Raw genomic sequence first — 23152 nt, 5'->3', positions numbered from 1 at the left:
CGCCCCCCTGTCCGGTTCCTCCCCGTTTCCCGGCAAGACGAGTCAATCGTCCGGCAGCGGCCATTTCGGGTTCCAGGCCACTTCCCACAGATGCCCGTCCGGATCCAGGAAGTACCCTGCATAGCCGCCCCAGAAGGTGTCGCGCGCCGGCTGCGTGATCCGCGCGCCGGCCGACGCGGCCTGCGCCAGCACAGCGTCCACGTCGGCACGGCCGGCGACGTTATGGCTGAGCGCGAACGCGGGCGCGCCCCCGTTTCCCCCGCCGCCCTGCACGCCATGGCAAGCACCGGGTGCCGCGTCCGCTAGGCCGGCATCGAGCGCCAGGCTCCCGCGCGCGAACAACGCCAGCTTCAGCGCGGGCTGAAGGTCGAAGAAAACCACTCCGCCATGCTCCGACGCCGCGCCGACGATACCTTCCGTCGGCCAGCCGAGTCCGTCGCGATAAAAGGCGAGCGCGCGCTCGAGCGCGTCCACGCCCAGGGTGATGACGCTGATGCGGGGCTTCATGTTCAATGTCCTCCTGTCTGTCGTGGATGCCTTGCTGCCATGAATGCCCGGCGGGCGCCGCCCGTCCGGGCCCCTGCTCCGCTGCCATCCATGCGGTGTTCAGTCCCTTGCACGCGCCAGCGACCAAAGCACCAGCAGGCCGAATCCGATCAGCAGCGCCCACTTCATCGTCGAGCAGGCGGTGGTGTACAGGTAGGTCTGCGGCGTACCGAAGCGCGGCATCTCGGTCAGCCACCAGTGGAAGGCGTTCTCCGCCGCATCGAAGCCCGCCGCCAGCGGCAGGCACAGGCGCGCGAACAGTTGCCCGCCGCGGCCGAGCAACGCAAAGACCCGTGTGTGCACCGCAAGCAGCCAGCCAAAGCTGCCGTAGGCCAGCAGGGTCACGAAATCGATCGGAAGATGGCTGCGATACCGCTCCAGGTCTTCTGGCGGCCATAGATGGACGATGGCACCGAAGGTTTGCGGATGCCAGGCGAACTGCAATGCGATCGCACCCGGCCGAAGCGGCCACAGATAGCCCATCGTCCCGACGAAAAGGGTCGCCGCCAGCGCGCCGCTCACCCATAGCGCGCGCATCCGCACGGCGCTCGAATCCTGCCCACCCGCCACAACTGCCACGTCCTCACCCTCCTGCGACCACCGCCTTCAAGCGCCTTACCGCCTCAGCCACGTTGTCCTCATCGAGATTGCCGTAGCCCAGAACCAGCCCATTGCAATGCACCGGAGGCCTCGCATAGGCGGAGAGCGCCCGCACCCCGAGCCCGATGCGGCTGGCCCGCTCTGCGACCCCGCCGTCCGCAATCCGTTCCGGCAAGGTCATCACCAGATGCAGCCCCGCTTCTCCACCCGAGAGTTGTGCGCCCGGGCCGAACGCCTCCTGAAGAGCCAAGCGCAGCAGTGCCTGGCGACGACTGTAGAGCCCACGCATGCGGCGCAAATGACTGGTGTAGAAGCCGCGCTGGATGAAGTCGGCCAGCGCACGCTGCTCCACACCCTGCCCGGCTCACGTGGCGTGTGCGGCCGCATGGATGAAATCGGGCGCAAGCCCTCGCGGCAGCACCAGGTAGCCCAATCGCAAGCCAGGATACAGCGTCTTGCTGAACGTCCCGACATACACCACGGGCGCGTCCGACTGCAGGCCGAACAGGGCGGGCGGTGCCGGTCCGGCACGCCGGAACTCGCTGTCGTAGTCATCCTCGACAATCCAGGCGCCTGCCCGGACAGCACGCTCGATCAGCGCCAAGCGTCGAGCCAGCGACATCACCGCCCCGGTGGGGTACTGGTGCGAGGGCGTGACGAGGATCAGTCTGGGCGGGTGCTGCCGCCAGTCCTGGTCGGTCGCGCACAGGCCCTCCGCGTCCAGTGCGACGTCGTGGATGCGCAAGCCTGCGAGCCCAAAAGCCACGCGCGCAGCAAGATAGCCCGGGTTCTCCGCCCACACGGTGTCGCCGTGGTCGGCGAGCAGGCGTGCGCACAGATCCAGCGCCATCTGCGAACCGCTGGTGATGAGAATCTGTCCAGCCTCCACCACCAGCCCCCGCACGCTGGTCAGGTGCGCAGCCAGCGCCTCGCGCAGCGCCGGATCTCCGCCTTGGGCGGCGTAGCCGAGCTGGCGCCAGCCGGCGTCCTTCCAGGCGCGCTCCAGGCAGGCCCGCCAGCTGTGGAAAGGAAAGGCACCGAAATCCGGCACTCCGGGGGAAAACGGCAGCGCTTCCGCGTCGCGCGCTGGCTCATGCTGTGTGGCAACGACTGCGCGTTGGGACAAGTCCGGGGTGGCCGCCCCGCCACGAGCGTTCATCCCCTCTCGTTCCTCTCGCCCCGCGCGCGCAGGCAGGCGCGCAACGCGCGTCCCCCGGCAGTCGGCGACCAGGCAGCCCTCGGCAACGAGCTGCTCATACGCGAACAGCACCGTATTGCGCGCAATACCGAGCGTTGCGGCCAGGCGCCGACTCGCCGGCAGACGCGTGTCGGCGGGCAACCGCCCGCTGAGAACGGCTTCGCGCAGACGGAGGTAAAGGGCGCGCTGGCGGGGGAGCGAATCGCCGGCAAGCGGCGTCAACAGCCAGTCGAATTCCAGCATGGCTCCATGTTCTCGTGCTTTGGTGGCCCTACATAAGGTACCACCAAGCCCGTACGATCCGCTCATCGACAACCCACCGGAGCCCCTTCGATGATGCGCCAGTCTGCAGCCCCTTCGCCCCGCACCCGGATCCGCCGCCTCCCCGATCGCGCCCGTTACGATGCGGCAACGATCGCCGAGATCATCGACGCAGCGATGCTCTGCACCGTCGCCTTCCAGATCGACGGCAGCGTGCATGCCATCCCCATCACCCACTGGCGGGAAGGCGGCCACCTCTACATCCACGGCGCCAAGGCCTCGCGCATGTTCAAGGCGCTCACCGAGGGCGAGGCCTGCGTGACCGTAGCCCTGGCCGACGGCCTCGTGCTCGCGCGCTCGGCACTGCACCATTCGATGAACTACCGGTCGATTGTCCTCTACGGGCGGTTCGAAGCGGTGACGGACCCCGTCCGCAAGCAGGAAAGCCTGCAAAGCTTCATAGATGGCCTCTACCCCGGCCGTTGGGACAGCCTGCGCCCGATCACCCGCAAGGAGGTCGATGCCACCGCTGTGCTCCGGATCGCGCTGGACGAAGCCGCCGCCAAGGTGCGCAACGGGGGCGTCAAGGACGAGCCGGCCGATCTGGACTGGCGCGCATGGGCTGGCGTGATTCCCTTGCACACGGTCATCGGCGAGCCCGCCCCGGCGCGGGACAGCGCGGTCAGCAAGGTGCCGGCGACTCGCCTGGGCTGAACGACGAAGCTGTGCGTCGCTCAGGCACCCTGCGTCAACCGACCTGGCAGGCCAGGCCCTTGAGGTACTCGCCTTCCGGCACCGCGAGCCCGATCGGGTGATCCGGCGCAGCCGACAGACGGTAGAGGATGCGCGCATCGACACCGGCGTCGATCGCCGCGCCAGCGACAATCTTCTGGAACAGCTCCTGGCCGATACCGCCCGAGCAGGAATAGGTCATCAGGATGCCGCCCGGGTTGAGCAGGCGAAAGCCGAACAGGTTGATGTCCTTGTAGGCGCGCGCGGCGCGCTCCGCATGGGCTGCGGAGGGCGCGAACTTCGGCGGATCAAGCACGATCAGGTCGAACTTGCGGCCTTCTTCCTTGAGCGCACGCAGGGCCTTGAACACATCGGCCTCCAGCCACTCGGCGCGGCTGGCATCGAGTTGCGGATTGAGCGCGAGGTTGCGCCGGGCAGACGCCAGCGCCGGGCCGGAGGAGTCGATCGACAGCACCGACGACGCTCCACCCGCCAGCGCCTGCAGCGAGAAGCCGCCGGTGTAGCAGAAGCAGTTGAGCACCGCGCGTCCGCTGGCGAGCTGGCCGGTGAGCAGGCGGTTGTCGCGCTGATCGAGATAGAAACCGGTCTTGTGCCCGCCTGCGGCGTCCACCTCCATGCGCACGCCGTTCTCGAGGATGGTGAGCGTGTCCGCAGGCAGTTCGCCATGCGCGCAGCCGGTGCGGGACTCCAGCCCTTCGAGCGCGCGCACTTCGGAATCCGAACGCTCGTAGACCACGGCGCAGCCGGTGGCCTGCACCAGGCCGGCGACGATCGCCTCGCGCCACTTGTCGGCACCCGCGCTGGTGAGCTGGAGCACCACCACATCCCGGTAACGGTCGGCGATCACACCCGGCAGGCCGTCGGACTCGCCATGGATCAGGCGCACACCCTCCTGACCGTGCAAGGCAGGGATCACCGCGCGCCGCGCAACCGATGCGGCGACGGCACGCTTGAAAAAGGCGTGGTCGATCACGGTTTCGGCGTCGAAGCTCCACACCCGCGCGCGAATCTGCGAGGCGGGCGACCACGCGGCACGCGCCAGCGCCTTGCCCTCGGCAGACAGTACGGTGACGGTGTCGCCCGCCCGCGCGCGCCCGTCGAGGCGCTCGACCGAGCCGGCGAAGATCCAGGGATGGCGGCGGAAAAGCGAACGCTCCTTGCCGGGTTTGAGGACGAGTTGGGCCATGAGCGTGTGCAGAAGGAATGAAGATGGACGATCCGCGAGTGTACCCCGGGCCACGTCCAATGCGCCCAGAGCGGGTAGCGAGATCGGAAAAATGGCGATGAAACCCAACAAATACACAGTTGGATTACTTCGCAAATTGATAGAATTTATTCGTTCGCTCCCAGTTCAGGGGGAGTCGAACACCGTAGCCCGTACGAAGCGACTGGCTCTTCAGCGCGTTTACCGGGGGCACGCGTCAAGCGCCTGAAGCACCGTTCCGCACCCAACCCGCACCAGGCCCGATATCTGATGTTCTTCCGTCTGTTCCGGCAGTGCGGCGCCCACCTCGCGGGCCGCAGCCCCGTCGGCCGTCTGCTGGCCGGATGGCTGGTCTTGCTGACACTGCTCGGGGGGTACTGGCTCCACCTCCACCAGACGCATGTGAGCCTGCTGGAACAGGCCCAGACGCTCACCCATCTGCGCGGACAACAGACGGCCCACGCCCTCGCGCTGCAAACCAATGCCCTGTTGCGCAAGATCGACTACCTCACCGGGCACCTCACCGATCACTGGACGCAGGACGAAGACAAGAAAGCACGCGAGGCACTCCTGCGGGCGCACCTGGCACTGCCTGACGGGGCCCTGAGCAGCGTCAGCGTCACCGATGCGAACGGCCTCGTCCTCTACTCCACCTTGGCCGGCAGAAGCGGCGCGCCCACCGAGCCGCAAGACACTTCCGACCGTACGTATTTCCATGCCCACCTGCACGGGGGAACGCCCCAACTGTTCGTCGGCCAGCCGGTTCGCGACAGAGTTTCCGGTGAATGGACCGTCCCGTTCAGCCGCCCCTTGATCCGGAACGGCACCTTTGCCGGAGTGGTAATCGTCGCCGTCTCCTCGGCCCACCTCTCCAGGAATCTGCGGGCGCTCTACCCGAACGCGGAAGACGTTGCCGCACTGGTGCTGGGCAGCGGCCGCTTCATGGCGCACTCAGGACCGCTGGAGGTCGCGCTGGAGACCAGCGTCCCCGCCGATCGCCCCTACCTCGTCCATCCCGACTTGGAAGAAGGCAGCTTCACGGCCGTGGCGCCGGTGGACGGTGTGGAACGCTACTACGCCTGGCACCGGGTGCCCGGATACCCGGTCGTGGCCGCGATCGGGCTGAGCGTGGAAACCACATTCGCCACGGTGCAGAAGACCGTCCGCGACAGCCGCACGCAGAACGCCTTGGGCTCCCTGCTCATCCTGCTGTCCGCGCTGCTGTTCAGCGCCCTGTGGCTGCGCCATGCGCGCCAGGCGAGCGAGCTTGCCCAGGCCCGTGAGCGGATGGAGAAGCTGGTCACACACGTCCCCGGCTTTCTGTACCAGTTCCTGCTCACGGCGGACGGCCAATCCTCCATGCCGTATTGCAGCCCGGGCGTAGAGGCACTCTTCGGTGTCACGCCCGAGGCACTCGGGCACAACGCCGCGCCGCTGTTCGAGCGCATCCACCCGGACGACCTGGCACCGGTGCACGAGACTATCCAGCGCTCTGTTGCCAAGCTCATGCCATGGCGTGCCGAGTACCGCATCCTCGACCCGCAGGGGCATACGCGCTGGCTGCTCGGCGAATCGAACCCCGAGCCCACCGAGGACGGTGGCATTCTCTGGCACGGTTACATCCGCGATGTCACCGACGAGCACCTCGCAGCGGAGCGGCTGCGCGAGAACGAGCAGCGCCTCCGCCAGGCAATTGGCGCCGTGGGAGACGGTCTGTGGGCATGGGATCTGGAGAACGACGAGCTCACCCTCGATGAGCGGAGCAATGAAATGCTCGGGCGCCCGGGCATCGAGACAACCGACCCTGCCGCGGACATCTTTGCGCTTGTCCACCCTTTCGATCACACGGCGGACCACCAGGAGCAATACGCGAACATCTTCGCGAATCCGGACAAGCCGCTCTCCGGCTCCTTCCGGTTGCGCAAGACTTCGGGCGAATGGGTGTGGGTGCGCACCCGCGGCCGGGTCGTGGACCGAGACGGCCAAGGCCGGCCCGTTCGCGTCGTAGGCACCTTCAGCGACATCACCGAGCGCGTGGCCGACGCCCAGCTTCGCCGCGCCCTGCTCGACCACAGCGTGGCGGCAATCGCCCTGATGGACCCGCAGCGCCGGATCCTCAAGGCCAACGGCCGCGCCAGCGCGATCTTTGCGCCCCCGGGGCGCAATCTGGCCGACATGGAGGCTCCGCAGTTCCACGCCAGTCCGCAACATGAAGCAAGCATGGCCGAGCACTATCGCCGGCTGCGCGAAACGGGGCAAATCAACCTTGAGCTCCCCCTCCTCGACAACCGCGGCACGGAGCGCTGGTTCGATGCCCATGCCGTCATGCTTGACCCCACCGACCCGCAAAGCAAGGTCGTGTGGACGCTGATCGACATTTCGGACAAGCGCGACGCCCGGGCGGCCCTCGCCGCCGAACAACTGCGCCTGCGCACGGTGCTCGAGCGCTTCCCGGGCGGCGTGCTGATCGAGGACGAGAACGGCATCATCAGCTCCGCCAACCAGGGTCTGTGCGAGCTTCTTGACATTCCGGACCTGCCCGGCGAACTGATCGGGCTACAGCACGAAACGCTGTGCAAGCGGCTAGGCACCGAACGAGCGGCCTGGCTGCACCAGCCCGCTCCCGATTCAACGGGCGAGAAGCGCCGCAGCATCGAGGTCGACAGCGAAAACAACAGCACGATGGAGGTCGACTGGCTGCCGATCGAGCATGAGGGGCGGCGCCTGGGCCGCGTGTGGCTGCTGCGCGACATCACCGAGCGCAAGACGCGCGAACGCAAGCTCTACGAGCTTGCGGCAACCGACGCGCTGACCGGTCTGCCCAACCGCCGCAGCTTCATGGCTTGCCTGGACGCGGCCATCGACGCGCTGCAGCGCGAGCCCGAGCGGCGTGGTGCGCTGCTGATGCTCGATCTGGACCACTTCAAGCAGATCAACGACAGCTTCGGGCACGGTACCGGAGACGACGTTCTCCGCCACGTTTCGCACCTGATTCGCCAAAGCCTGCGCCAGCAGGACGATGCAGCGCGCCTAGGCGGAGAGGAGTTCGCTGCGCTGCTGCACGACGTGAGCCTGGATGAAGCACGCGCACTCGCCGAACGCCTTCGCCAGGCAGTCGAGAACAGCCCGGCCGCTACCGTTTCCGGGGCAATCCGGTTCACAACCAGCATCGGCCTCACGCCGCTTACCGGCCGCGACCCCGCTCGCCTGCTCAGCAGGGCCGATCGTGCCCTCTACAACGCGAAGAGCGCCGGGCGCAACCGGGTCTGCCTGCTGGACGAAGGCGCGGATTAGGCATCCGCACCCGACACGGCGGCATGCCGGCGCCTGAACATCCGTGGTTATTTCGATATCCCTTCCGTGCTGGCTATACTCCACGCCACCATCACCGAAGGGGAGACCTCACGCATGAAGCTCGAAACCATCGCCGTGCACGGCGGCTATTCGCCCGATCCCACCACCAAGGCCGTCGCGGTGCCGATCTACCAGACCACCTCGTACGCCTTCGACGACACCCAGCACGGCGCGGACCTCTTCGACCTCAAGGTGCAGGGCAACATCTACACCCGCATCATGAACCCGACCACCGCGGTGCTGGAGCAGCGCGTCGCCGAACTGGAAGGCGGCATCGGCGCACTGGCCGTGGCCTCGGGCATGTCGGCGATCACCTACGCCATCCAGACCATCGCCGAAGCGGGCGACAACATCGTCTCGGCGTCGACGCTCTACGGCGGCACCTACAACCTGTTCGCCCACACCCTGCCGCAGTTCGGCATCCAGGTGCGCTTCGCCGACTACCGCGACCCGGACAGCTTCGCTGCCCTGATCGACGAGCGCACCAAGGCGATCTTCTGCGAATCGGTGGGCAACCCGCTCGGCAACGTCACCGACATCGGGCGGCTCGCCGAGATCGCGCACAAGGCCGGCGTGCCGCTGATTGTGGACAACACCGTGCCCTCGCCCTACCTGTGCCGCCCCTTCGAGCACGGCGCCGACATCGTGGTGCACGCGCTCACCAAGTACCTCGGCGGCCACGGCAACTCGATCGGCGGCGCCATCGTCGATTCGGGCAAGTTCCCGTGGGCCGAGCACAAGGCGCGCTTCAAGCGCCTGAACGAGCCCGACGTGTCCTACCACGGCGTGGTCTACACCGAGGCCCTGGGCGCCGCCGCGTTCATCGGCCGCGCGCGCGTGGTGCCGCTGCGCAACACCGGCGCGGCCATCTCGCCCTTCAACAGCTTCCTGATCCTGCAAGGCATCGAGACCCTGGCGCTACGCATGGACCGCATCTGCACCAACACGATCAAGGTCGCCGAGTACCTGAAGAAGCACGCCAAGGTCGAATGGGTGAACTACGCCGGCCTGCCCGACCACGCCGACCACGCCCTGGTGCAGAAGTACATGGGCGGGCGCGCCTCGGGCATCTTGTCGTTTGGCGTGAAGGGTGGCTTCGAAGCGGGCGGCCGCTTCCAGGACGCGCTGAAGCTCATCACTCGCCTGGTCAACATCGGCGACGCCAAGTCACTCGCCTGCCACCCGGCCTCGACCACGCACCGCCAACTCTCGCCCGCCGAACTGGCCAAGGCTGGCGTGTCGCCCGACATGGTGCGGCTGTCGATCGGCATCGAGCACATCGACGACATCATCGAGGATCTGGAGCAGGCGCTGGCGGCGGTTTGATCGGGTAGTCGAGGCGTGCGAACGGGACAGACTGCGACCTTGCAGCGGAATCGTGGTCTGTCCCCGGCAAGTCCAACTGCCTTGCTAATCCGCCCCGTGAAGCCACTTCGTAATGGGATTACTGATGAAGACTCGTAACTGCGTTATCTCGCTCCTTTGCGCCACCTTCGTGGCAAGTTGCGCAACCGTTGAGACAGCAAGCAATGTTGTGCCCGTTCAGGATCAAGTTTTTGAACATCCTTACAACAAGGTCTATAGCCGCTCGATAAGCACTCTGATGGAGTTGAAGTGGCAGGTATCGCACTCGGATAAGAAGGAGGGACTTATTCAAGCGCGGACCCCTATGACCATATGGACTGCTGGCGACCTCGTTACCGTCCATGTTTTTCAAGAATCCGAGAGCCAAACGCGCGTTGAAGTAACTTCAGCATCGGCGCAGCAGTATGACTGGGGCAAGAACAAAGAAAATATAAGCAAGTTTTATTTTCAGCTGTCAGAAAAACTGAAATCAGAATAAAAGTCGAGGCGAACGGAATGTGGGAACGGGACGGGGTACGGACTACGATTATCCGCACCCACAGGAACCCCGGCATGGAACCGCGGCATTGCACCACCGATAGCACTGGACTAGAGTGCGATCACTCCCATCAGCGCGAGGCTTTGCAACATGTCTTCCATCACCGTACGAAACATTCCTGACGAGGTGCATCGCGCCATCCGCGTTCGTGCAGCCACACATGGTCGGAGCACCGAAGCCGAGGTCCGCAGCATTCTCGAGCAAGCGGCAAAGCCCGAGGGGCGCTTGAAGCTCGGGACCATGCTGGCTTCGATCGCCCGCGAAGCGGGCGGACTGACCGATGAGGAGCTCGCGCTCTTCGAGAACGCGCGTGACAAGACCCCGGCCGAGCCGATGCGCTTCGAATGATCGTCATCGACACCAACGTACTGTCGGAATTGTGGCGGGCAGCCCCCGACCCCAAGGTTCTCGCCTGGATGGATGCCCAGGTTGTGGAAACCCTCTTCCTGTCCGCCATTACTGTCGCCGAGTTGCGCTTTGGCGTCGCGGCCATGCCCCAAGGCAAACGCCGCACGATCTATCAGGAGCGGCTGGAACGCGAAGTGCTGCCGGCATTCGCCGGGCGCGTTCTACCCTTCGATCTGGACGCCTCGAAGGCCTACGGCGAGCTGATGGCGCGAGCGCGGGCGGCGGGCCTTGCGATCGGCAACGCAGACGGCTACATCGCGGCTACCGCCGCCGCGCGTGGCCTGATGGTCGCCACGCGCGATACGAGCCCGTTCAAGGCGGCTGGCCTGGCAGTCATCGACCCGTGGGCGCATTGAAGGACTCGCAACGCACCTCGCCACCCCTCTCGTAAGGATTTTCAGTGCTCGCAGTGCTGCAACGCGTCTCTGAAGCGCGCGCGATCGTCGACGGTGAAACCATCGGCGAGGTCGGCCACGGCCTGCTCGCGCTAGTGTGCGCCGAGCGCGGCGACACCCCTGCCGAGGCTGACAAGCTGCTCGCCAAGCTGCTGAAGCTGCGCATCTTTACCGACGACGCCGGCAAGATGAACCGCTCGGTGCAGGACGTGGAAGGCGGCCTGCTCATCGTCAGCCAGTTCACCCTCGCTGCCGACACCTCGGGCGGCAACCGGCCGAGCTTCACCAACGCCGCCGACCCGCACACCGGCCAGGCCCTCTACGCGCACTTCGTCGCCCGCGCGCGCGCCGCGCACTCGTTGGTGCAGACCGGCCGCTTTGCCGCCGACATGAAGGTGCAACTCATCAACGACGGCCCGGTCACAGTGCCGTTGCGAATCGCCCCGCCGGCCTGAAGCAGACGCACGGTGGCAATCCGCGTCGCACAAAATCAACCTCCCCCGACAGAAAAGGAAACGTTCCATGAAGCTCTACCTGAAACCCGGCGCCTGCTCCCTTTCACCCCACATCGCGCTCGAGGAATCCGGCCTGCCCTACGAGACCGAAGTCGTTGACCTCAAGACCAAGATCACCGCCAGCGGCGCCGACTTCACCAAGAGCAACCCCAAGGGCTACGTGCCAGCACTGCTGCTCGACAGCGGCGAGCTACTGACCGAAGGCGCGGCGATCGTGCAGTACATCGCCGACCAGGCGCCGGCGAAGAAGCTCGCCCCCGCCAACGGCAGCATCGAGCGCTATCGCCTGCAGTCGTGGCTCAACTTCATCGGCACCGAGCTGCACAAGTCGTGCAGCCCCTTCTTCAACCCGGCCTCGGGCAAGGAATGGAAGGAGATCGCCGCCGCCAACCTCGAGCGCCGCCTCGGTTACGTGAACGAGCAGCTCGAAGACAAGCCCTACCTGATGGGCGAGGACTTCAGCGTCGCCGACGGCTACCTGTTCACCGTGCTGGGCTGGATGAAGTTCATCAAGATCGACCTGGCGAAGTGGCCCAACCTGGCCGCCTTCGTCGACCGCGTCGCGGCACGGCCGGCGGTGCAGGCGGCGCTGAAGGCCGAGCAAGCGGCCTGATCGCGCGCGCCTGGCCTGCACCCGATTTCAGCATGCAATGCCGGGATCGGGCGCCGCCGCCCAGATGCCTTCTTTCTGCGCCGCCCGGCCTTCAGGCCGGCGGCGCAGTGCCAAGCCAGCGATCCCAGAAGCCGCTCAGTGTCCCGAACGCCCGTCGCGCATCCTGCGCGTGGTGAAAACCGTGCTCCCGGCGGCGGACGGCGAGCCATCCACGGGCATTTCCAGCCTCGTCGTCATGCTCGCCGCGGCGATGCAGACGCTCATGCACCAACTCCTGGACGATCTCGCCCGCCAGCAGGCCAATCGCCAACGCAGCGCCCAGCGCCACGTTGCGCAGCAACAGCGTGGGCACAATCAACATCATCAGCACCAGCGGTACGCTGAACGCGAGCGGGATGCGAATCGGCTCGTCCGGCAAGCGGTGGTGCAGTTCGTGCCAGGCCTTGAACGGCCATAGCCCGTGCAGCACGAAACGGTGCAGCAGGTATTCGAGCAGCGTCCACAGCACGAAACCACTCGCCATCAAGACGAGCGCCAACCAGGGCGGCAGCCCGGTTTCTGCCAGCACGTAGCCGGCGAGCAGCATGCCCGCCCCCGACACCAGGAGTGAAGCCGGATAGGCAAGCGCCAGGCGGTTGCCAGCGGCCTCAGCCACGATCTGCGCCTCCGGCTGACGCATCGGCGCTAGCTTCCTCCTCGATCTGCCACACGTACATCAGGCTGGCCTCAGAAAAGCTCATTCCGGTCTCCACGTCCCGCCACCAGCCCAGCTCGCGCGCATCCGCGCCCTCGAAACACCAGCAGCGCAGCTCGCCGCTGCACAGCCGGATCGTGTAACGGTGTCCGATCTGCGGTTCCATCCGTCCTTCTCCTTGGTGGCCGACCGCGCCGCACCCGCCGCCCGGCCCTGTCTTCATCATAGTCGCTGCGATCGCCACAAATGTCGGCGAGCACGCGCCCCAGTTGCGCTGAGCGTGGAACCTTCCGCACCGACACTTGACTATACAGTACTGTTTTAGTACTTTTAATCCCATCCATACGGGACCAGGCAGACCGCCATGCTGCGCATCAGCAAACTTACCGACTACGGCACCCTGATTCTCGCCCACATGGCGGGACTACCGGACCGCGTGCACAGCGCCACGGGGCTTGCCGACGCGCTCGGGCTCGGCCTGCCCACGGTCAGCAAGGTCCTCAAGACACTCGGTCGGCATGCACTGGTGACCAGCCAGCGCGGTGCGCACGGGGGCTACGTCCTCGGCCGCCCGGCAGCACAGATCAGCGTCGCCGATGTCATCGATGCGCTCGAGGATCACCCCTTTGGCCTCACGGAGTGCAGCGCCAGCGCCGGCGTTTGCAGCATGGAAAGCGATTGCCGGATCCGCGAGAACTGGCTGCGCATCAACACCGTGGTGCGCCAGGCGCTGCAGGCCGTCACCGTTGCCGATATGGTGCATCCACAAAGCCGTTCGCCCTTTGGCACGTTGCGCCCGCTTGGCGAAGCCGCGCTCACCGGCGCATCCACCGAACACCGCCTGCATGGCCCCCGTAGCCACACGGCTCCCGCCTGCATTCCCGCTTCGCGCACCGACGATCAGGAGATCTGAAGATGAACGCCCCAACCCGCAGCGACGCCCTCGGCGCCTTCCTCGCACAGGACTACGTTGCCGGCTTCGTGACCACGCTCGAAACCGACACCGTGCCCAAAGGCCTGTCGGAAGACGTCATCCGCCTCATCTCGGCCCGCAAGGGCGAGCCCGACTGGCTGCTCGACTGGCGCCTGCAGGCCTACCGCCACTGGCTGACGATGACGCCACCGAAGTGGGCCGCGGTGGAGTTTCCCGCGATCGACTTCCAGGACATCGTCTATTACTCCGCGCCCAAATCGAAGAAGGACGGTCCCAAGAGCCTGGACGAGGTCGACCCCGAACTGCTGCGCACCTTCGAGAAGCTCGGCGTGCCACTGCACGAGCGCGCCCGCCTGGCCGGCGTGGCGGTGGATGCGGTGTTCGACTCGGTGAGCGTGGCCACCACCTTCAAGAAGGAGCTGGGCGAGCACGGCGTGATCTTCTGTTCGTTCTCCGAGGCGGTGAAGGAACACCCGGAACTGGTGCGCCAGTACCTCGGCACGGTGGTGCCGCCGGGCGACAACTTCTACGCAGCGTTGAATTCCGCGGTGTTCTCCGACGGCTCCTTCGTCTTCATCCCCAAGGGCGTGAAGTGCCCGATGGAGCTGTCCACCTACTTCCGTATCAACGCCCGCGACACCGGCCAGTTCGAGCGCACGCTGATCATCGCCGAGGAAGGCGCATCGGTCAGTTATCTGGAGGGCTGTACCGCGCCGATGCGCGACGAGAACCAGCTCCACGCCGCGGTGGTGGAACTGATCGCGCTCGACGACGCGAAGATCAAGTATTCCACCGTGCAGAACTGGTACCCGGGCGACAAGGACGGCAAGGGCGGCATCTACAACTTCGTCACCAAACGTGGCGACTGCCGCGGCGCGCGTTCGCACATCTCCTGGACGCAGGTCGAGACCGGCTCGGCGATCACCTGGAAGTACCCGAGCGTGATCCTGCGCGGCGACTCGTCGGTAGGCGACTTCCACTCGGTGGCGCTGACCAACAACCTGCAGCAGGCCGACACCGGCACCAAGATGATCCACATGGGGCGCAACACGCGCAGCACCATCCTCAGCAAGGGCATCTCGGCCGGGCGCGGCAGCAACACCTTCCGCGGCCTGGTCAAGATCACGCCCAAGGCCGAGGGCGCACGCAACTACACGCAGTGCGACTCGCTGCTGATCGGCGACCGCTGCGCCGCGCACACCTTCCCCACCATCGAGGTGCGCCATCCGACCGCCCACGTCGAGCACGAAGCCACCACCTCGCGCATCGGCGAGGATCAGCTCTTCTACGCGATGCAGCGCGGCATCAGCGCCGAAGACGCGGTGTCGATGATCGTCAATGGCTTCTGCCGCGAGGTGTTCAAGGAACTGCCGATGGAATTCGCGGTGGAAGCACAGAAATTGCTGGGCGTGAGCCTCGAAGGCAGCGTCGGCTAAGGACCTACAGGAGAATCAACATGCTGAAAATCAATAACCTGCACGCCGCGATCGACGGCAAGGACATCCTCAAGGGCCTCAACCTCGAGGTCGCCGACGGCGAGGTGCACGCGATCATGGGCCCCAACGGCTCGGGCAAGAGCACGCTCGCCCAGGTGCTGGCCGGGCGCGACACCTTCACCGTCACCGACGGCAGCGTCGACTGGGACGGCACCGACCTGCTCGCCCTGCCCGCCGAGGAGCGCGCGCGCGCCGGGCTATTCCTCGCCTTCCAGTACCCGGTCGAGATCCCCGGCGTGTCGAACGCCTACTTCCTCAAGGCCGCGGTCAACGCGGTGCGCCGCCACCGCGGGCTGCCGGAATACGACGCCATGGACTTCCTCGCCAGGGTGAAAGGCGAGATGAAGGCGGTCGGCATGAAGGAAGAGTTCCTCTACCGCTCGGTCAATGAGGGCTTCTCGGGCGGCGAGAAGAAGCGCAACGAGGTGCTGCAGATGGCGCTGCTCGAGCCCAGGCTCGCGGTGCTCGACGAGACCGATTCGGGGCTGGACATCGACGCGCTCAAGATCGTCGCCGAGGGCGTCAACCGCCTGCGCTCGCCCGAACGCTCGATGATCGTGATCACCCACTACCAGCGTCTGCTCGACTACATCGTGCCCGACAAGGTGCACGTGCTGTCGCAGGGCCGCATCGTGCGCTCGGGCGGGCGCGAGCTCGCGCTCGAGCTGGAGGAGCACGGCTACGGCTGGATCGACGCGGCGCATGGCGGCAAGGCCGCCGCCGCGGGAGCACGGCCATGAGCGCGATCGACTTCTGGCTCGGACGCCATCGCGACACGGCCGCCGATCTGCCCGGCGCCGACCTGCCGTGGCTCGCCCGCCTGCGCAAGGACGCGATCGACCGCTTCGCCGACGAAGGCTGGCCGACGACGCGGCGCGAGAACTGGCGCCACACCTCGCTCGCCTTCATGGCGCAGCAGGCGCTGGCGGTGCGCGAGGCGGTCGCCCCCGAGGCGGTCGTGGCGGCGATGCGCGCACGCTACCAGGCGGCACGGGGCGCCGCGCAAGACGCCGCACAGCACGGCACGGAATCGGCACCGGAATCGGCACCGGGATCGGCCAGCAAGGACGGCCACTGGGTGGTCTTCGTGGATGGGCACTTCGCCCCCGCGCTGTCCGCCATCGGCGGGCTTCCCGGCGGCGTGCGCATCGGCAGCCTCGCCGATGCGCTTGGGCAGGCCCCCGAGGCGGTCGAGGCCGCCTTCGGCCAGGCCAGCGACGGCGAGGCCCCCGCCGCGCTCAACGCCGCGCTGGCCGCCGACGGCGCCTGGATCCGCCTGGCGCGCGGCAGCGTGGTCGAAGCACCGATCCACCTCGTCTTCCTCACCGCCACCGCCGCCGACCAGCACCTGCGCAACCTCGTCGTCGCCGAGGCCGGCGCGCAGGCGACCATCGTCGAGCACTACCCGGCCGCTGCCGCGGGCAGCACGCTGACCACCGCCGTCACCCGCGTGCTCGCCGCGCAGGACAGCCACATCACGCACCTCAAGCTGCAGCAGGAGGCCCCCGAGGCCACCCACCTGGCGACGATCGAGGCCGAGCAGGCGCGCGGCGCGGTGTTCGCCTCGCACTCGCTGTCCTTCGGCGCGCGCCTGGCACGCAACGACATCCGCACCCGGCTCGCCGGCGAGGGCGCCGAGGCGCTGTTGAACGGCCTCTATCACGCCGATGGCCGCCGCCACGTCGACCACCACACCCGCATCGACCACGCCCGCCCGCAGGGCACCAGCCGCGAGTTCTACCGCGGCCTGCTCGACGGCAGCGCGCGCGGCGTGTTCACCGGCCGCATCCTGGTCGCCCAGGACGCCCAGCGCACCGACGCCATGCAGCGCTGCGACAACCTGCTGCTGTCCCGCCTGGCCGAGGCCGACGCCCGCCCCGAGCTCGAGATCTATGCCGACGACGTCAAGTGCGCGCACGGCGCCACCGTCGGCCAACTCGACGAGGACGCCCTCTTCTATCTGCGCAGCCGCGGCGTCGATGCGGTGCACGCGCGCCAGCTGCTGACCTACGCCTTCGCCGCCGAGGTGCTCGAGCGCATCGCCCACGCGCCACTGCGCGCGCTCGGCCGCGCGGCGCTGCTCGAACGCCTGCCCGAGGGCGCCCGACTGGAGGAACTGCTGTGAACGCCCCGCGCGAACCCGGCGTGCAGACGCCCATCCTGGACCTCGCCGCCGACTTCCCCATCCTGGCGCGGCCGGTGCATGGCCGGCGCCTGGCCTACCTCGACAACGGCGCCACCACGCAGAAGCCGGCGGCGGTGATCGAGGCCGAGGCGCGCTTCTACCGCGAGTCCAACGCCAACATCCACCGCGGCGTGCATTGGCTGTCGCAGCACGCCACCGAGCTCTACGACGGCGCGCGCGCCACGGTGCAGCGCTTCCTCAACGCCGCGCGCGCCGACGAGATCGTGTTCACCCGCGGCACCACCGAGGCGATCAACCTGGTGGCGCAGAGCTGGGGCCGGCCGCGGCTGGCCGCGGGCGACGAGATCCTGCTCAGCACCATGGAGCACCACTCCAACATCGTGCCCTGGCAGCTCGTGTGCGAGCAGACCGGCGCGGTGCTCAAGGTGATCCCGGTGCTCGACAACGGTGAGCTCGACATGGCGGCCTTCGAGGGCCTGCTCGGCGAGCGCACCCGGCTGCTGGCGATCACCCATGTCTCGAACGCGCTCGGCACGGTCAATCCGGTGGCCGAGATGACGCGGCGCGCGCACGCGGTCGGCGCGGTCGTGCTGGTCGATGGCGCCCAGGCCGTCGCCCACCAGGCGGTGGATGTGCAGGCGATCGGCTGCGACTTCTACGCCTTCTCCGGCCACAAGCTCTACGGCCCCACCGGCATCGGCGCGCTCTACGGCCGCGCCGAGCTGCTGCGCCACATGCCGCCGTGGCAGGGCGGTGGCGACATGATCCGCACCGTCGCCTTCGACAACACCACCTTCGCGCCGCCGCCGCAGCGCTTCGAGGCCGGCACGCCCAACATCGCCGGCGCGATCGCGCTCGCGGCGGCGATCGACTACGTCCAGGGCGTGGGCCTGGGCCGCATCCACGCCCACGAGCAGGCGCTGCTCGACTACGGCACGCGCGCGCTGCAGGACATCCCCGGCGTGCGCCTGGTCGGCACCGCGCAGGACAAGGCGGGCATCCTGTCCTTCCTGGTCGACGGCATCCACCCGCACGACCTCGGCACCATCCTCGACACCGAAGGGGTGGCGATCCGCGCCGGCCACCACTGCGCGATGCCGCTGATGACGCGCTTCGGCATCCCCGGCACCGCGCGCGCCTCGCTCGGCCTGTACAACGGGCTGGCCGACCTCGACGCGCTGGTGGCGGCCATCCACAAGGCGCAGGCGCTGTTCGGCACGCGCGGCGGCACCGCGCCCGGCAAAGGGAGCGCGGCATGACCGACATGCAGGATTCGCTGCGCGAGCTGTACCAGGAGGTGATCTTCGATCACAACCGCAACCCGCGGAACTACCGCCCGCTGCCGGCCGCCAGCCATCACGCCGACGGCCACAACCCGCTGTGCGGCGACCAGCTCACGGTGTACCTGCAGGTCGCGGACGGCGTCGTGCGCGAGGCGAGCTTCGTCGGCCACGGCTGCGCCATCTCCACCGCCTCGGCCTCGCTGATGACCGAAGCGGTGAAGGGCAAGCCGGTCGCGGAGGTGGAGGCCCTGTTCCGCGACGTGCACGCGCTGCTCACCGAAGGCCGCGAGGCCGCCGACCCGGCGCGCGACTTTGGCAAGCTGGAGGTGCTCTCCGGCGTCAAGGAGTTCCCCGCACGGGTCAAGTGCGCCACGCTCGCCTGGCACACCCTGCACAACGCGCTCGTCGGCGAGCACGAGACCGCACACACCGAATAGGACCTCGAGGAGCAAGACATCATGGGCGACCACTACGGCGAAACCGATTCACGCGTGCTGCAGCGCGACTGCGCGGCGGTGAGCGTGCCCTGGGGCAAGGCGGAGACGCTCCCCGAGGGCGCCTACGCGCTGGTGACCCAGCGCCTGGGCGGCTCGATCACGGTGATGTGTGGCGGCAACCTGTATCGCATCGACGAGCGCAACGCCGACGCGCTCGGCCTCGAGCCGCAGCTCGCCGCCCCCCCGCCAGCCGCTGCGGACGGCGAGCAGACCGCCGAGAGCATCGAACAGGCAGCCTGGGCGCAGCTCGGCACCTGCTACGACCCCGAGATCCCGATCGACATCGTCAATCTGGGCCTGGTGTATGCGTGCACCGCCGAGCCGCTGCCGGACGGCAAGTTCCGCATCGCCGCCGCGATGACCCTGACCGCGCCCGGCTGCGGCATGGGCACCCTGATTGCGGACGAGGCGCGCGACAAGCTGCTGCAGATTCCCGCCGTGGCCGAAGCCGAGGTCACGCTGGTGTGGGATCCGCCGTGGAGCCGCGAGATGATGAGCGAGGCGGCGCGGCTGGAGATGGGCATGTTCTGAGCCGCTCGATGCGGCACCACATTGCGGGCGCGGGCGCTGGATCGCACGCGAGAATGTCCGTGCGCCAGGTTCCGCGTCAACGCAGCGAGAACTGCACCTGCCCGGCCTCGCCGCCCGCCTCCACCTTCGGTTCGAGCACGAATACACGCTCGCCCGGCACGCCGCCCTCGCCCACCAGCCATTCGCGCACAGCCTGGGCGCGCTGCTGCGCGAGCGCGCGCAGTTCGGCATCGCCCGCCTTGACGTTCTCGCGCATGAGGGCTTCCATCTCTGCGACGGGAATATCCTTGGCCAAGCCGATGAAGTTGCGCGGTTTCTTGAAGTCGGCCGCCTTGTAGGCCTTCTTCAGCAACTCGGGATACTCGTCACCACTGACTTCGATGTCCTCGAGCGAGGGCGCCTCTTCGGCGCGGGCGAGCATGGCCTTGAGCTTCTGCGCGCGCACGGCCTGGTCGAGTGCCACCTGTCGCAGCCCGTCAAGATCGCTCGCGGGGTCTGCACGGCCGACGATGTCGAGCTTGAGCGAGGGACGGTCGATCAAGGCCTTCGCAAGTGTACTCAGCTTCTCCTGCTGCGCCTCGCCCGGACGGGCCGTGCCCGGCGCCAGCGTGAGCTGCGACAGTTCCTCCCCCCCGCCCAGCGCGGCGCCGAGCAGCGCGAAGGGCGAGGTGATCGCCTTGCCAATAAGATTGACGAACATCTTCAGCACCAAGCCGAAGATGCTGAACTGGGGATCGTCGAGCGTGCCGCTCACCGGAAGATGCAGGTCGATCTCGCCGCGGCTGTTCTTGAGCAGCGACACCGCGAGTTGCACCGGCAGATTTACCGCATCCGGGCTATCGACCTTGTCGCCGAAGGTCAGTTGGTCGAGGAAGATCTGGTTGGTCGCGGAAAGCTTGCGCTCCTCGATCCGGTAATTGAGCTCAGCCGAGAGCTTGCCGCGCGCAATGCCGTAGCCCACGTACTTGCCCGAATAGGACGACAGCCCGGTGAGTTCGAAATCCTGCACCTTGGCGAGAATGTCCAGGTGCGCGTCCTGGCGGAAGGGGTTGAGCTCGCCGGTGATGCTGAGCGGCGCGGTCTTGTCCACCTTGCCCTGCAGATCCAGCTTGGCGATCGTGTCCTGTGCGGTGGAGAAGCCCACCAGGGTGCCGGCAAGATCGGTGAGGTTGGCGTCGTAGTTGGGGCGCACGAAGCGGTCGCTGAAGGCGACGTTGCCGCGCTTGATCTCCACGCGGTCGATACGGATGGGCGGCGGCGGGGCCGAGGGGGCGGCGATCTCCGCACTGTTCGCAGCCACCGGGGCCGCCCCCTCGGCAGGCACCGGAATCGCCGCGGGAGCCGCCACTTTCACTGTGGCGGGCATGCTCTTCCCGGTACCCGTGCCACCAATCTCACGCACGTTCAGCCGCCCTTCCTCATCCAGGATCAGGCGGGTATAGAAGTCGTCGAGCAGCACACGCTTCACGCCGAGCGAGAACGGCTCGAGGCGCGCATCGATGCCCCCCACCCGCAGGGTGCGAAGACGCACGAAATCGGTGGCGTTCAGCCGGTCCACGGAGGCGAAATTGGACACCGCGACATCGCCGGTGAAGCGGCCAAGCAGTTGCCCACGCCGTCCGGTGGAGAGGTTCAGCCGCCCTTGGGTACTGAGGTTGCCGCGCGAGATCGCGATCTTGGTCTGCGCCAGCACATAGGGTTGCAGCGGCAGCAGATCGACGGTGCGCAGGTCGAGCCGCAGATCCGCCTTCAGCGGCGCAAGCGTGAGCGGCCCGCTCGCAGCGACCTTCCCACGCTTGTTGAGCCGGGAGTCGAGCTTGAACTGCAGCGCCGTCCCCTTCTCGGTGCTGAAACCCTCGAGCTCGAAATCGATGTCATCGACCGCGGTCACCACCGGACGGCCCACGCTGCGGTCCTCGAAGCGCATGGAGGCGCCCTTGAGCGCGAGCTTGTCCACCGTGACCACCCACTCAGGTCCGTCCGGCGCCGTCTTGCGCCCCTTCGTCGACGCAGCAGGCGGAAGCAAGGACGCAAGCAGGTCGACGTCTCCGTTCTTCAGGCGCACCAGCGAGACCGCCGCCCCGGTGGCCTCGACACCACCGACACTCACCCGCTGCGTGCCGAGATCGACCGTCGCCGCGCGCAGGTCGAGCGCCGGCACCTTCACCGCAGGGGACTCGCCCCCCTTGAGCAGCAAGGCAAAATCGCGCAGGGCCAGCGCATCCGCATCCACCTGCACGGCCGGCACGCCCTGCTCATCCAGCACCACGCGGTAGTGTGCGCTCCCGCTCAGCGTCCCCTCGCTGATCCGTCCGCCCGGCAGGGCCGCAGCAAGATAGGGCGCGTAGCGCGGCAGCCGGATGGCATCGAACTGGAGCGTACCCTTGTATTCGAAGGGTGCGAGACGCAGCACGTCCTCGTGGGCAAATTTTTCGCCGGCTTCACTTACGTAATCGAGGCGGATCTCCGCAGGCAGCTCACCGACGGTTGCGAGGTCACGCATGTCGAGGTTGATCGCCTCGACGCGCGTACTGAAGGGCTCCGCCAAACTGTGGTCCTCGAAGCGGATCACGCCATCCTGGATGCGCATCAGCGCAAGCAGGAAATCCACCCCCATCTGCTTCGACTGCGCCGGATCCGACGCCCCCGCCCCGCTTCCCGCGGCCTCCCGCGCAGCAGGCGCATCGCTGACCGCTGCTGCAGGCGGTTTCGGCTTGCGTTGCTCGACTGCCGCCGGCTGCGTTTCGGCAGGCGGCAGCAGCCCCAGCACGTTGAGCGAGCCGTCCTGGAGCCGCACCAGGTCGAGTTCCGGACGCGCAAGGCGCAAGCGGGTGAACTGCCAGCGCCCGATGAGCGGCTGCACGTCCGCGAACTCGAGCTCGGCCTCGGCGACGCTCAGCACCTGCGCCCCGTCCCGGTCCTGCAACACCAGGCCGTCGACTTGCACCGGGCCGCGCACCGCTAGAACCGGCGCAGCATCGGGCTGCTGGCTGAAGGAGATCTCGAGGTTCGTGGTCAGGAAGGCCGAGGGCAGGCGGAAGCGCTGTTCAACCGGCACATAGGCCAGCCAGGGTGTGAGATCGAAGCCGCGCAGCGCGAGGTCGAGGATGGTTTCCTGCGATTCGATGAAGGGCTTGGTGCGCGCGTTCAGCAGGATGGGGTCGCCGTTGATCTTCGCCGAGAGCGAAGGCTGCACGAAGACATCCACGCGCACCGGGAGATTGGACAGGAAGGGCACGCCCAGGCCGACCTCGCTGATCTCATGCCGAAGTCCGCGCGGCCGATCGTCCACCGAGAACTGGCCATCGGTAACGCGGATGTTGCCGATTGAAAACGGCAGCGGCGCCGCCTGCTCGTCAGGGGCCTTGTCGCGCGCCAATGCGGCAAGGCGGTCGACGACGTCCTGCCAGCTGTGTCGCCCATCCTCACCCAACACCACGCTCACCCGCGGCCGGGTCAGCGCAAGCTCGTGCAGCACCACGCCCTTGCGCACCACCGACTCGAGTTCGAGGTTGGCGCGCAACACATCGAAGGCGAGCGCCTCAGTGCGACCATCGGCGTCCATTACGCGCAGGCCACCGACCTCGGCGGTCAGCCGGAAGGGGTTGATCAGCACGCGCTCGATGCTGACCTCGCGCCCCAGCGTCTCGGCCAGCATCTGCTGTGCGTAGTGTCGTGCCACCGGCGGCACCGCAAGGTAGGCGGCCGCCGATAGCGCAAGCAGGATCCCCGTGCCCCACAAGGCACCACGCCCCACCCGCCTCCGGGGTGCTTGCGCGGTGCTCGAGTCGGTCGCGGTTTCAGGCATGGAATACTCCGTC

At 67.4% G+C, this 23152-nt stretch carries 21 protein-coding genes and 1 pseudogene; 15 read left to right on the top strand and 7 right to left on the bottom strand.

Going from position 1 to position 23152, the window contains the following annotated elements; all coding sequences use genetic code 11:
* Window positions 1-42: 42 nt before the first annotated feature.
* The 3 genes and pseudogenes from ACUH78_RS00545 to pdxR all read right to left on the bottom strand — a co-directional run bounded on the left by ACUH78_RS00545 (window position 43) and on the right by pdxR (window position 2584).
* Window positions 43-507, bottom strand: a complete 465-nt coding sequence (locus ACUH78_RS00545; RefSeq protein WP_418363090.1) for a VOC family protein — start codon at window positions 505-507, stop codon at window positions 43-45.
* Between the two features lie 99 nt (window positions 508-606).
* Complete coding sequence (locus ACUH78_RS00540; protein WP_435751500.1) at window positions 607-1125, bottom strand: hypothetical protein; 519 nt, start codon at window positions 1123-1125, stop codon at window positions 607-609.
* Window positions 1126-1129: 4 nt separating this feature from the next.
* Window positions 1130-2584: pseudogene (pdxR, locus tag ACUH78_RS00535) on the bottom strand (MocR-like pyridoxine biosynthesis transcription factor PdxR).
* A gap of 96 nt (window positions 2585-2680) precedes the next feature.
* Here pdxR and ACUH78_RS00530 point away from each other — a divergent pair.
* Window positions 2681-3319: a pyridoxamine 5'-phosphate oxidase family protein gene (locus ACUH78_RS00530; RefSeq protein WP_445332589.1), complete on the top strand. Its 639-nt coding sequence runs from the start codon at window positions 2681-2683 to the stop codon at window positions 3317-3319.
* 34 nt (window positions 3320-3353) lie between these two features.
* On the opposite strand, the gene ACUH78_RS00525 is transcribed toward ACUH78_RS00530, so the two are convergent.
* Window positions 3354-4544, bottom strand: coding sequence for a class I SAM-dependent rRNA methyltransferase (locus tag ACUH78_RS00525; protein WP_418363092.1), 1191 nt, complete (start codon window positions 4542-4544; stop codon window positions 3354-3356).
* A 288-nt stretch (window positions 4545-4832) separates the two neighbouring features.
* On the opposite strand from ACUH78_RS00525, the gene ACUH78_RS00520 reads away from it, so the two are divergent.
* The 7 genes from ACUH78_RS00520 to gstA all read left to right on the top strand — a co-directional run bounded on the left by ACUH78_RS00520 (window position 4833) and on the right by gstA (window position 11750).
* The gene (locus ACUH78_RS00520; RefSeq protein WP_445332530.1) at window positions 4833-7856 is read left to right on the top strand and encodes a diguanylate cyclase; all 3024 of its coding nucleotides are present in this window, start codon (window positions 4833-4835) and stop codon (window positions 7854-7856) included.
* A gap of 114 nt (window positions 7857-7970) precedes the next feature.
* Window positions 7971-9242 carry a bifunctional O-acetylhomoserine aminocarboxypropyltransferase/cysteine synthase gene (locus tag ACUH78_RS00515; RefSeq protein WP_445332531.1) on the top strand — a complete coding sequence of 424 codons (1272 nt, stop codon included), beginning with the start codon at window positions 7971-7973 and terminating at the stop codon, window positions 9240-9242.
* A 124-nt stretch (window positions 9243-9366) separates the two neighbouring features.
* Window positions 9367-9759: a hypothetical protein gene (locus tag ACUH78_RS00510; RefSeq protein ID WP_445332532.1), complete on the top strand. Its 393-nt coding sequence runs from the start codon at window positions 9367-9369 to the stop codon at window positions 9757-9759.
* A 150-nt stretch (window positions 9760-9909) separates the two neighbouring features.
* Window positions 9910-10167, top strand: coding sequence for a FitA-like ribbon-helix-helix domain-containing protein (locus ACUH78_RS00505; protein WP_445332533.1), 258 nt, complete (start codon window positions 9910-9912; stop codon window positions 10165-10167).
* Entirely contained in the window at window positions 10164-10583 is a 420-nt protein-coding gene (locus ACUH78_RS00500; RefSeq protein ID WP_445332534.1) for a type II toxin-antitoxin system VapC family toxin, read from the top strand. Before ACUH78_RS00505 ends, ACUH78_RS00500 begins: the two co-directional genes overlap by 4 nt.
* 44 nt (window positions 10584-10627) lie before the next feature.
* Window positions 10628-11077, top strand: coding sequence for a D-aminoacyl-tRNA deacylase (gene dtd / locus ACUH78_RS00495; protein ID WP_445332535.1), 450 nt, complete (start codon window positions 10628-10630; stop codon window positions 11075-11077).
* Between the two features lie 67 nt (window positions 11078-11144).
* Entirely contained in the window at window positions 11145-11750 is a 606-nt protein-coding gene (gstA, locus tag ACUH78_RS00490; protein WP_445332536.1) for a glutathione transferase GstA, read from the top strand.
* Window positions 11751-11841: 91 nt separating this feature from the next.
* On the opposite strand, the gene ACUH78_RS00485 is transcribed toward gstA, so the two are convergent.
* Window positions 11842-12429 (bottom strand): sterol desaturase family protein, encoded by a 588-nt coding sequence (locus ACUH78_RS00485; protein ID WP_445332537.1) that lies wholly within the window; start codon window positions 12427-12429, stop codon window positions 11842-11844.
* Window positions 12398-12610 (bottom strand): hypothetical protein, encoded by a 213-nt coding sequence (locus ACUH78_RS00480; protein ID WP_445332538.1) that lies wholly within the window; start codon window positions 12608-12610, stop codon window positions 12398-12400. The genes ACUH78_RS00485 and ACUH78_RS00480 overlap by 32 nt, the downstream gene beginning before the upstream one ends.
* 198 nt (window positions 12611-12808) lie before the next feature.
* On the opposite strand from ACUH78_RS00480, the gene ACUH78_RS00475 reads away from it, so the two are divergent.
* The 7 genes from ACUH78_RS00475 to sufT are packed head-to-tail and all read left to right on the top strand — an operon-like array spanning window position 12809 to window position 19331.
* Window positions 12809-13357 carry an SUF system Fe-S cluster assembly regulator gene (locus tag ACUH78_RS00475; protein ID WP_445332539.1) on the top strand — a complete coding sequence of 183 codons (549 nt, stop codon included), beginning with the start codon at window positions 12809-12811 and terminating at the stop codon, window positions 13355-13357.
* A gap of 2 nt (window positions 13358-13359) precedes the next feature.
* A complete protein-coding gene (gene sufB, locus ACUH78_RS00470) occupies window positions 13360-14814 on the top strand; it encodes a Fe-S cluster assembly protein SufB (RefSeq protein ID WP_445332540.1) in 1455 nt (484 codons plus the stop codon).
* 20 nt (window positions 14815-14834) lie between these two features.
* Window positions 14835-15614, top strand: coding sequence for a Fe-S cluster assembly ATPase SufC (gene sufC, locus ACUH78_RS00465; RefSeq protein WP_445332541.1), 780 nt, complete (start codon window positions 14835-14837; stop codon window positions 15612-15614).
* Window positions 15611-16999: a Fe-S cluster assembly protein SufD gene (sufD, locus tag ACUH78_RS00460; protein ID WP_445332542.1), complete on the top strand. Its 1389-nt coding sequence runs from the start codon at window positions 15611-15613 to the stop codon at window positions 16997-16999. Before sufC ends, sufD begins: the two co-directional genes overlap by 4 nt.
* A complete protein-coding gene (locus tag ACUH78_RS00455) occupies window positions 16996-18279 on the top strand; it encodes a cysteine desulfurase (protein ID WP_435751200.1) in 1284 nt (427 codons plus the stop codon). Before sufD ends, ACUH78_RS00455 begins: the two co-directional genes overlap by 4 nt.
* The gene (gene sufU, locus ACUH78_RS00450) at window positions 18276-18740 is read left to right on the top strand and encodes a Fe-S cluster assembly sulfur transfer protein SufU (protein ID WP_435751199.1); all 465 of its coding nucleotides are present in this window, start codon (window positions 18276-18278) and stop codon (window positions 18738-18740) included. The genes ACUH78_RS00455 and sufU overlap by 4 nt, the downstream gene beginning before the upstream one ends.
* A gap of 21 nt (window positions 18741-18761) precedes the next feature.
* Window positions 18762-19331, top strand: a complete 570-nt coding sequence (gene sufT / locus ACUH78_RS00445) for a putative Fe-S cluster assembly protein SufT (protein WP_435751198.1) — start codon at window positions 18762-18764, stop codon at window positions 19329-19331.
* Between the two features lie 76 nt (window positions 19332-19407).
* On the opposite strand, the gene ACUH78_RS00440 is transcribed toward sufT, so the two are convergent.
* A complete protein-coding gene (locus tag ACUH78_RS00440; RefSeq protein ID WP_445332543.1) occupies window positions 19408-23139 on the bottom strand; it encodes a DUF748 domain-containing protein in 3732 nt (1243 codons plus the stop codon).
* Window positions 23140-23152: the final 13 nt, after the last annotated feature.

It is taken from the genome of Thauera sp. ZXT1-4 (assembly GCF_052598215.2).
This window is presented reverse-complemented; position numbering and strand designations above follow the sequence as displayed.